The sequence below is a fragment of the Fervidicoccaceae archaeon genome (genome assembly GCA_038734945.1).
Classification (GTDB): domain Archaea; phylum Thermoproteota; class Thermoprotei_A; order Sulfolobales; family Fervidicoccaceae; genus ARK-14.
In genome coordinates this window covers 217,664-225,646 of the sequence record JAVYOA010000001.1, presented here as the reverse complement: position 1 = coordinate 225,646, position 7,983 = coordinate 217,664, and the positions used below count along the sequence as shown (strand labels likewise).

The window sequence follows — 7,983 nt, the reverse complement described above, 5'->3', positions numbered from 1 at the left end:
TCCTGGAGGGGGGGAGATTAGATCTGGGAAGGCCCCAGGTATGGCCTCGAGCCATCTCTCCTTCACTTCCTTACTTATGCTAGGTATTGTTTTCATGAGCATTGTGGTATAAGGATGAAGAGGTCTTTCGAATATGACCTCAGTCGGGGCTATCTCAACTATCTTCCCTGCATACATAACAGCAACCTTTTCCGAGACCTGCGCAGCAACGCCGAGGTTGTGGGTTATGAAGAGGAGAGAGAGTCTCATTTTGTTTCTGAGCTCATCTAGAAGTCTAAGTATTTGGGCCTGGACGCTTACGTCCAGAGCACTAGTTGGCTCATCGAGAACTATTAGATCTGGATTGTTTGCTATGGCTGCCGCTATGAGGACCCTCTGCTTCATTCCACCGCTCAGCTCGTGAGGATATCTATCGAGAACCATCTCGGGAGAGGGAATTCTGACGCTCCTCAGAAGCTTTATTGATTCTTCTCTGATCTCCTTCTCGCTCATTGATGCTCCTCTTCTCTTCCTAAGCACATCCCTGAGAAAAGATGATATTTTGAATACTGGATTGAGGGCTGCTGAGGGCTCCTGAAAAACCATGGTTATTCTATCTCCCCTTATTCTTCTGAGCTGCTCCCTGCTCATCTTGAGGATATCACTTCCAGAGAAAAGAATTTCGCCGCTGGGAACTACGGCATTGAATGGAAGGAGTCCCATAACTGCATGTCCCAAAGTAGTTTTTCCTGAGCCGCTCTCACCCACAAGAGCGAGGGAGGAGCCCCTTTCTATGGAAACTGCCACTCCATCTACTGCCTTTACGAGGCCCACATCTCCTCTATAGTATACCCTCAGATCTCTTATCCTCAGGACCTCTTCAGTCCTTGATTCTTGGATTGAGAACGTCATTGAGACCATCTCCTAGCAGATTGAATCCCAAAACAGTTAAAACTAAGAATGTCCCAGGGAAGACCCACATGTACGGAGCAGCATCCAAGTAGTATAGGGCCTCGCTTATCATTGCCCCCCATTCAGGAGTTGGAGGCTGAACGCCAAGGCCTAAGAAGCTTAGCCCAGCAGCAGTTAGTATAGAGGCTGCAGTTCTGAGAGTAGCATGAACTACTATCGGAGATAGGCTGTTAGGCATAATGTACCTGAAAAATATGGATGATCTGCTCTCTCCAATTGCTCTAGCAGCTTCAACATAGTCGGATGTCTTTATTGAAATGACTGCCCCCCTTGCAATTCTGGCAAATTGAGGGAAATTGTAGACTCCTATAGCGAGGATCACGTTGTCCAGCCCAGGTCCAGTGATAGCTGCAACGAAAAGAGCAAGAAGTATATCGGGGAATGCTAAGAGTATGTTGATAATACCCATAACTGCACTGTCAAAAAATCCTCCGACGTATCCCGAGAATCCCCCAATAATAGCACCAAGCGTGAGAGATATTGCAATGCCCCCTAAAGCTATTATTAGAGATGTTCTTGCTCCCCAGATCACCCTGCTCAATATATCTCTTCCCAAATAATCTGTTCCAAACGGATGACTCAAGGATGGTGGCTTCAGAGAATTGATCAGATTTCCAGCAGTTGGGCTATATGGAGAGATGAGGGGAGCGAGAACGGCCATGGCGAAGAATATTAAAGCAAGGGATCCTCCTAACATGACGTTCTTATTTCTCCTCAGCTTCCGGAGCAGTAGCTTCCTCTGAGGGGTCAGAATCTCTTCAAGTGATAGCATCACTCGAGCCTCACCCTCGGATTTATCAGAGCATACAGAACATCTACTGCCATATTCACAAATGCGAATAAGGCCACTATCATCAGAAGGCCGAACTGAACAACTGGGTAGTCCCTGGCAAAAATTGAATCGACTATCAGTCTTCCAAGTCCTGGATATGCGAAGACTGTTTCAGTTATCACTGCACCTGCCAAAAGATAACCAAAGTTCAGTCCAGCAACAGTTACCACTGGAATTAGGGCGTTTCGAAGGGCATGAACGAAGATCACCCTTCTCCATGAGAAGCCAAACGCCTCACTAGTTTTTATGTATTCCTGGCTCATCACTTCAACCATGCTGGATCTTGTCATCCTAGCTATGGGAGCTGCACCTATGAGACCAAGCGTCAAGGATGGGAGAACAAGATGTCTAAGAGAGGGCGATGTTCCTATTACTGTTGCAGGAAAAAGGTGGAGCTTTATTGAGAATATAACGATTAGAAGTACTGCGAGGAGAAATACAGGCATGGAGACTCCGAGCAACGCGAATATCATAACTATCCTATCGATGGCCGTGTTTCTCCTAAGAGCCGCAATTATTCCAAGAAGGATCCCTATGGAGAGAGATATAATAGTTGCTAGAACTGCTAGCTTCAGAGTATTTATGAACCTTGGAAGGATTAGGGATGAGATTGGAAAGCCTGAAACGAGGCTGTTTCCCAGATTCCAAGTTAGGAGCCTCTCCATGAACATGAAGTACTGCACTGGCAACGGCTTGTCCAGACCCAGCCTTATCCTCATGTTCTGTATGTCCTGGAGGGTTGCCTCCGGTCCAGCCAGTATCTGTGCTGGATCTCCGGGAAGAAGGTGAATCATGAAGAAAATGATGACTGAGGCTCCCAAAAGAGTTGGTATAAGGAGTAAAAAACGCTTTGTTATATAGCTCCAGAGAGGAGCTGCTATCTCTCATCCCCTCTTGATTAGCTGCTATAAGCATACTTCAGCATAACTATCTCAATTGGCAGATATACTATTCCCTTTACATTGCTCTTCATTCCAATAGTATCGTACATTTCCACTAAGAATATCCATGGAGCATCATTGAACACTATTTTCTGTGCTTGGCACATCGCATCAAGCCTCTCCTGTCCCAGGGTGACCATCTGCTTCTGTATGAGAGCATCGACCTGAGAGTTGTTGTAGTAGCCGTAGTTGCTCCCTGCAGGAGCCCACATCCAAGAGGCCAGCAGTGGTCTTAGAACCCAGTCTCCCTCTCCTGTTGATGGTGCCCATCCCATCAGGAAGAGCTCCTTGTTCTGTGATTGATTATATGGCTTTCTAACCTCATTGAGATAGGAAGTCCACTCCCACACCTGCAAATTGACCTTCACTCCTATGGCTGTTAGATAGCTTTGAACAGCCTGGGCCATCTGATAGTCTCCAACATATCTTCCCTGAGGAGTCCAAAGTGAAACCTCAAGCTTCTGACCGTTTGCGTTCTCAACATATCCATCCCCATCTCTATCCCACCATCCTGCTTCCTTCAGAAGCTCCTTTGCCTTAGTCACATTGTAATTATAGTAGCCTGCATTGCAATAGCCATATGTGCTTGATGCTAGGGGTGAGGTTGCTGGCTTGCCAAGCCCATTGAGTATTGAGCTGATTATCGCTTCCTTGTCAACAGCGTAGTTGAACGCCTGCCTCACTCTCACATCCTGGAACTTTGGATTCATTAGGTTCATTGCAATGTATATGACTCTTGAAGTTGGATAGGCTCTAGTGATTATGTTGCCAGTGTTGTTCAGAGAAGCAACATCGACTGGGGGAATTCTGAGGACTACATCGACGTCTCCAGTCTTGAGAAGGTTTTCTCTAGCCTTATCATCCGCAACGACCTTTATTATTATCTTCTCAAACTTAGGGGCTGCAGTTTTGTTCCAGTAATTTGGATTGGCAACCAAAGTTATGTGATCTCCCTTGACCCATTCCTGGAGCATGTAGGGGCCAGTCCCAACCGGATTCGTCTTCACATCTTTACCGGAGTTTATAAGTGTGGGAGATATTATTAGGCCAGCTCCGTGGGCTAGGTCGTTGAGAAATGCCCCAAAGGGCATTTTCAAATGAAAAGCCACCGTGTAGTTGTCTATTATTTCAACAGATTGAATTATTGGAGCATAAAGGCTCGTCCTCTGGAGCTTAAGTGACTGGTTCAGAACTCTATCAAAGTTTACCTTTACGGCATAGGCATCAAATGGAGTTCCATCCTGGAAGAATACTCCTTTCCTCAAATGGAAGATGTATGTTGTTCCGTTGTCCTTTATCTCCCAGCTCTCAGCAAGCATAGGTTTTATGTTCAAGTTAGCGTCGAACTCAACCAACCCCTCGTAGATAATTCTGTTAACCATCTCTGATGGGTTATCGGTAGCATCTTGAGGATCCAGAGTTGAAGCATCTGTCCCCATAGCTACTACAAGAGTTCCCTTTGGAGGCTGCGCAGTAGTTGTTGTAGTCTGTGTGGTTGTTTGTGTTGTTGTTGGAGAAGTAGTTGTTGTAGTAGTTGTTGTGGGAGCTCCGCCTCCTCTTGTGGCTAGATAGGCTCCAACAGCTACCACTGCCAGTATAACTACAACTATTCCAATTAGGGCTGCTGATGATATTCCCCTCTCTCTCCTCATATTATATCACCAAAAAGTGTTGCTATTTTTGATTGAATTTGGTTAAATATAAATTTTTTCATAACAAAAACGAAAAAATTTTCTCTTTTATAGTTATTTATTCCTCTAATTTTTCAATGGCTATGAATCGCTGAGACTAAAAACAAAAAACATTTATTACTTTTAGAAGCTTAAAATAGCATGATGCAACATGTCTTCAAAATCAAAGGAAAAAAAGAAGAAGCCCAGCGGTCTCATGTCAGCTGCAGGTCTTATAAGCTTCTATGAGGAAACAGATACAAAGTTCTCCATAACACCGACAACTGTAATAATAATTTCAATAGCCTTCATAGGGGCAGTTGTTGCCCTCAGGCTGCTCCTCCCATAAGATTCTGATTTAAAAAAATCACTTGAATATGAATAGCTTCCTTGCTCTTTCCTCTGGCATCAGCGGGAGAAGATAGTAGCCCAGCGCTATGAGGGCAGCCCAAATAAGAGCTCCTCCCAGTCCTATGAGGGCCTCTCCTGTTCCTACTGAGTAGCTATTTATTATTGTGACTTCTGGAATAACATCGAAGTAAACAGTCTGAGGAACAACTATTATCAAATACAGTAGCATGATGCCGAATATGAGCGAAAGAGCGGAGGAAAAGGCTAGAGCAGAAATTGATCTCCTTTTCGAAGCGATTCCTGCCAGCAGAGGGGCAGCAACTAAGCCCAGCACTACTGCAAACCAGAAAGATAATGCATACGAGCCGTTTACCATTCTACTGAGCGATGCCCATGCTTCTGGTGTATAGTACGCTGAAAGGAAATCCCAGAATAGGAGAAGAACGAGGGCCATCGACGATGCTATCAGCATCTTTCCATAGTAGGATGCTAAGAAGCTCCTTTCCTTCTCCCTTCCTCTCATAGCCATCGCACCGAATAGGCTCATTCCTGCTGAGCCAAGAAGAAGTGATGCTGCGATGAATATTGCCTCGTGCAACTGTTTTGGGTTTCATATTGGTTTATATCTCTTGATATTACTCCTCTGTTATGATTAACGCGTAGACTTTCTTTCCGTGGAGCTGTCTTATCTTCTCCTTGTCTTTTCCTAGTGGGTATAGTACTGGTGCTCATACCTATACTTTATAACATTGCACTTCACAAAATAGAGCTTGTTAGCCAATCTATCTCCTATAAGCTAATTTGATAGAAAAAATTATAAATATGTCTCTCACAGCTAAACACAGGAGAAGCTACTCAATGAGGGAAGGAGAACTTATTGAAACACTTATGATAAGGGCTCTCCCCGAGGGTAGTAATGGCTATGAAGCTCTGGTCGAGTTCCTGAGGCTCTACCACGATGTTGTTCAGCTAGTAGTGAACAAACTCTGGAACCTGAGAGCAATACCTTCAATAGCAAAACTGCATAGAATGTTCTACGGCGAGCTTAGAAGATGCGGTTTCAGAGCACACCACGTAAAGCAGATCTACGTCTATGCAAAAGCCATTGCTAAAGCTAGTAAAAAGAATGGTGGAAAGAAGCCGGTTCTAAGGAGGTTAACGGCTAGAGTAGACAAATACGACTACAGACTTGATCTCGAAAACAGAATACTGATTCTAAAGATTCATGAAAACAGGGAAGTTAAGCTAAAACTGCTAACATCTAGCGAGAGAGTGGAAAAGTTTAGAGAATGGAGCAACTATGAGATTGCTGTAAAGGTGAATGAAGACGAGGTCTACGTAGCGGTTTACTTCAAGAAAACCGTTAAGCCAAGAAAACCCAGAACCATTATGACTGTTGACTTGAATTTCGACAACATTACGCTAGCTATTTTCACATCCAACGGAAGAATAATCAAGCTCAAGCGATTCAGAACACCACTCAGAAGAATACTGACACATAAGATATGGATCGAGAAGATTCAAAAGAAATATCTAAGGTCGTGGAGATTCATTAGAGGTGTTAGAAGAGCTATCGAGAGACATGGTGAAATGATTAGGAATATAGAATGGGATTTCACACATAAGATAGGCGATAGAATTGCTGAGCTAGCTGATGAGCATAACTCAACCATAGTTCTCGAAAACCTAAACAAACTTAAGGATAACGAAAAGAAGAACAAAACATTCAACAAGAAACTATCGCTGTGGTTCTACAGGAAAATACAGTTTACCATAGGATATGAAGCACTTGAGAGAAGTTTAGAGGTTGGATGTGTTAATCCAAAGAAAACATCATCCACATGTCCCAGGTGTAGATGCAAGCTAGAAGATAATGGTAATAGAGTATTGAAGTGCTCTAAATGCGGTTTCACAGGCGACAGAGACGTCGTAGCGTGCATCAACTTGTTCCACAGGTACTCAAGATGTGGGGGTTTAAGGGTACCCCTGAACGCTCCTAAGCCCGATGAAAACCCGAGTGGGATGCAGGGGAACAAAGATGAGGCGATGAAACCGACCAATATAAACTTATATAAGAGCTGAACCCCACAAGATAGGATCCGTGCCAGGCAGGAAATGTTTGAACGACGCCGAATACTTGTGAGAGATTCGAGATGAGCAAGAGCTCAACTATTGTCCCTACTATTGTGAGGATGATCCCACCTAGAGCTTTACCCTGGACCCCCTCACCTCTTTCCTCCTTTACGATGGCATATATAAGCTCTACAACCAGGACAATGAACGTTGTCAGATACAACACTCCCATCCATGCTATTCTAGAGCTGGGATTGAAGCTAAGGAATATCTCAACGAACTCTGGAGGTCTGGAGAGATCTAGGAGTATCAGGAACCATGAGGGTATTAGCGTGCCTGCAGCGAACCAGAGGGCCAGCTTTCTGAGGGATCTAAGCTCTCCTTCCTTCCCGCTGAATCCAAATAAGGAGGGGGCAAGAGTAACGAGAGCTGCACCAGCTGCTGTCATTGCGAAGAACATGTAACCTGGAACAAGAAATCCCCAGGCTATTTCTCCAACCTCCTTGAGTCTGAAACCAATGAAGCCGAGAACAACCCCTACTATTAAAAGAGCCAGGCTAGTTAGCAGAGCATACATTCTCCTCATCTTTCCTCACCCCCTAACAACGAAGAACTTTGGTTCTGTTCCAAGTGATTCCTTGAGCCTAACTGTCTTGGCAGTTGCTATTCTCTTGCTTATGTCGCTGTTAGGATTATCCAGGTCTCCGAAGGCTCTAGCATTTGCTGGGCAGACGGCCACACAGAACGGAAGCTCCCCCCTGCTCACTCTAGCCTTGCATGCTTCTCCCATGCACTTCATGGGAAGCATCTTGACCTTATCAAGCCATCTGGCGTTGTAGGGACAGGCAGTTACGCAGGCCTTGCATCCTATGCATTTCTCATAATCTATTTCGACGAGCCCATTGCTTCTGTCAATGTGGGATGCTCCTGTTGGGCAAACCTCAACGCAAGGGGGTCTCTCGCAGTGTTGGCAAGAGAGAAGGTTGATCTCTGCCCTTCCAACCTCCTTGATAACAACTCTTATGTTTGTAGCTAACGTCCTCCAGAAAGGATTCGGATTCTGATCCTCCATGAATTCTCCATAGTTGTTCGACGAGCATGCTATGACACAGGATAAGCACGATATGCATCTGCTCTCATCGTATAGGAAACCATATCTGACCAT

General features: G+C 44.8%; 9 protein-coding genes. 2 read left to right on the top strand and 7 right to left on the bottom strand.

The window, feature by feature from the left end; all coding sequences use genetic code 11:
* The 4 genes from QXR92_01220 to QXR92_01205 form a co-directional block, all read right to left on the bottom strand.
* A partial coding sequence (locus tag QXR92_01220; protein MEM0318632.1) for an ABC transporter ATP-binding protein occupies positions 1 to 891 on the bottom strand: 891 nt, incomplete at its 3' end.
* Positions 860 to 1,723 carry an ABC transporter permease gene (locus QXR92_01215; GenBank protein MEM0318631.1) on the bottom strand — a complete coding sequence of 288 codons (864 nt, stop codon included), beginning with the start codon at positions 1,721 to 1,723 and terminating at the stop codon, positions 860 to 862. The genes QXR92_01220 and QXR92_01215, both read right to left, overlap by 32 nt.
* Complete coding sequence (locus QXR92_01210; protein ID MEM0318630.1) at positions 1,723 to 2,640, bottom strand: ABC transporter permease; 918 nt, start codon at positions 2,638 to 2,640, stop codon at positions 1,723 to 1,725. Before QXR92_01210 ends, QXR92_01215 begins: the two co-directional genes overlap by 1 nt.
* A 41-nt stretch (positions 2,641 to 2,681) precedes the next feature.
* Positions 2,682 to 4,376, bottom strand: coding sequence for a glutathione ABC transporter substrate-binding protein (locus tag QXR92_01205; GenBank protein MEM0318629.1), 1,695 nt, complete (start codon positions 4,374 to 4,376; stop codon positions 2,682 to 2,684).
* A 190-nt stretch (positions 4,377 to 4,566) separates the two neighbouring features.
* On the opposite strand from QXR92_01205, the gene QXR92_01200 reads away from it, so the two are divergent.
* On the top strand, positions 4,567 to 4,743 hold the full coding sequence (locus tag QXR92_01200) for a preprotein translocase subunit Sec61beta (protein ID MEM0318628.1): 177 nt from the start codon (positions 4,567 to 4,569) through the stop codon (positions 4,741 to 4,743).
* An 18-nt stretch (positions 4,744 to 4,761) separates the two neighbouring features.
* Here QXR92_01200 and nrfD (QXR92_01195) read toward each other — a convergent pair whose 3' ends face one another.
* Positions 4,762 to 5,343, bottom strand: coding sequence for an NrfD/PsrC family molybdoenzyme membrane anchor subunit (nrfD, locus tag QXR92_01195; protein MEM0318627.1), 582 nt, complete (start codon positions 5,341 to 5,343; stop codon positions 4,762 to 4,764).
* 260 nt (positions 5,344 to 5,603) lie between these two features.
* On the opposite strand from nrfD (QXR92_01195), the gene QXR92_01190 reads away from it, so the two are divergent.
* Positions 5,604 to 6,827, top strand: coding sequence for a zinc ribbon domain-containing protein (locus tag QXR92_01190; protein MEM0318626.1), 1,224 nt, complete (start codon positions 5,604 to 5,606; stop codon positions 6,825 to 6,827).
* On the opposite strand, the gene nrfD (QXR92_01185) is transcribed toward QXR92_01190, so the two are convergent.
* Together nrfD (QXR92_01185) and QXR92_01180 are read right to left on the bottom strand one after the other, a co-directional pair.
* Positions 6,742 to 7,404, bottom strand: coding sequence for an NrfD/PsrC family molybdoenzyme membrane anchor subunit (gene nrfD, locus QXR92_01185; GenBank protein MEM0318625.1), 663 nt, complete (start codon positions 7,402 to 7,404; stop codon positions 6,742 to 6,744). The genes QXR92_01190 and nrfD (QXR92_01185) overlap by 86 nt on opposite strands.
* A 6-nt stretch (positions 7,405 to 7,410) precedes the next feature.
* Positions 7,411 to 7,983 (bottom strand): 4Fe-4S dicluster domain-containing protein, encoded by a 573-nt coding sequence (locus QXR92_01180; protein ID MEM0318624.1) that lies wholly within the window; start codon positions 7,981 to 7,983, stop codon positions 7,411 to 7,413.